Origin of the sequence: Bradyrhizobium sp. S3.3.6, assembly GCF_040546905.1 — a bacterium.
In the GTDB taxonomy this organism is placed as follows: domain Bacteria; phylum Pseudomonadota; class Alphaproteobacteria; order Rhizobiales; family Xanthobacteraceae; genus Bradyrhizobium; species Bradyrhizobium cytisi.
Genome location: NZ_JBEPOT010000031.1, coordinates 1 through 1,439, shown reverse-complemented (window position 1 = coordinate 1,439; position 1,439 = coordinate 1). Strand labels below are relative to the sequence as shown.

1 protein-coding gene is annotated in these 1,439 nt (G+C 60.6%); it reads left to right on the top strand.

The genetic code is table 11. From position 1 onward, the window contains the following. The first annotated feature begins 89 nt into the window (after window positions 1–89). The gene (locus tag ABID59_RS37335) at window positions 90–1,436 is read left to right on the top strand and encodes an IS4 family transposase (RefSeq protein ID WP_354037801.1); all 1,347 of its coding nucleotides are present in this window, start codon (window positions 90–92) and stop codon (window positions 1,434–1,436) included. Window positions 1,437–1,439: the final 3 nt, after the last annotated feature.

The following is a 1,439-nucleotide window of genomic DNA, read 5'->3' as shown; positions in this document are numbered from 1 at the left end:
TGTGGGCTATGGGATGCCCGAAAGTGATTCCCCGGAGTTTATGGATGTGATTCAAGGCCTTTCGACCTGTCTGGGACGGAGGGCCTGCGATGTCTTTTGGCGATGTTCGGGTTGCTGAGCGGGCTGATTGGCTGATCGAGCGAGTGGCGACCGCGGGCACGTTGGTGCTTCGCAAATTGGGAGAGACCCGAGCTGGTGAGAAGGCCGTGCACCGGTTTTTGTCATCGCCCTACGTCTCGGTTGATCGGATTGTGGAGACGCTGGCTGGGCGGACGGCGCGGCAATGCGCTGGCCGCCGCATTCTGGCAGTCCAGGATACGAGTGAGATCAATTTTGCCGGTCGTGACAAGAAGCGGCGAGGCTTCGGGCCTGGCGGGGACGGCAAGACACCCGGCTTCTTCATTCATCCGGTGATTGCCGTAGACATCGAGAGCGAGGCGGTGGTGGGCCTCGTTGATGCGGAGATCTGGACACGCTCCAAGCAGCGCGTCACATCGCGCCACAGCCGCACCATTGCAGACAAGGAATCGGCGCGCTGGCTATCTGGTTGCGAGGCTGCTGCCAGCGTTCTGTCGGATGCGGCCGGAGTGACGATGGTGGCTGATCGTGAATGCGATATTTACCTGCTGTTCGCCCGCAAGCCAGAGATGCTCGATCTGATCGTGCGCTCAGGTCAGGATCGGTCTTTGGCGGATGGCGGATCGTTGTTCATGGCGCTTGCCGGCGTGCAGCCGTTGGGTATCTGCCAGGCCCAGGTAGCGCCGCGCGGACCGGGCGATAAGGGGCGTGTGGCAACGGTGGAGTTGTACGCCGGAGCCGTGCGCATTGCTCGCCCGGCAAATATGAAACGGTCCGAGGCGACTGATCACGTCGACCTCACCTTAGTGGAAGCACGGGAGGTCGACGCGCCAGCCGGCAAGACGCCACTTCTGTGGCGCTTGCTCACGACCCATAAAGTCGGCTGCGCCGAGGAAGCCGAAGATATCGTCCGACTATATCGCCTGCGCTGGCGCATCGAACAGACCTTCCGCGCGCTCAAGAGCGACGGGTTAGCCCTGGATGATAGCCAGGTCATTGACGCCGAGCGCATGTTCAATCTCGCGGCTATCGCTTTGGCTGGCGCGATCCGGACGCTCCAGCTTGTCGACGCCAGAGACGGCGGACCTCGTCCAGCGAGCGATGTGATCGATCCATACTTTGCCGTCGCCCTCGATCGCTTGTCCAAAAAGCTCGAAGGCAAGACACTTCGACAAAGGAATCCTCACTCACCGGACTCTCTTGCCTTCGTCTCCTGGATTGCAGCACGTCTGGGAGGTTGGAATTGCTACTACAAACCTCCCGGACCAAAGACCATGCGAGACGGCTGGAACCGTCTCGCTGCTACGCTCGAGGGATATGCTCTTGCTAACCAAGAACAAAATCCGGGAATCCCATAGCCC

What these genes read in the sequence shown, in the direction of transcription:
- ABID59_RS37335 (WP_354037801.1), top strand. Translation starts at nt 90, where the DNA reads ATGTCTTTTGGCGATGTTCGGGTTGCTGAGCGGGCTGATTGGCTGATC.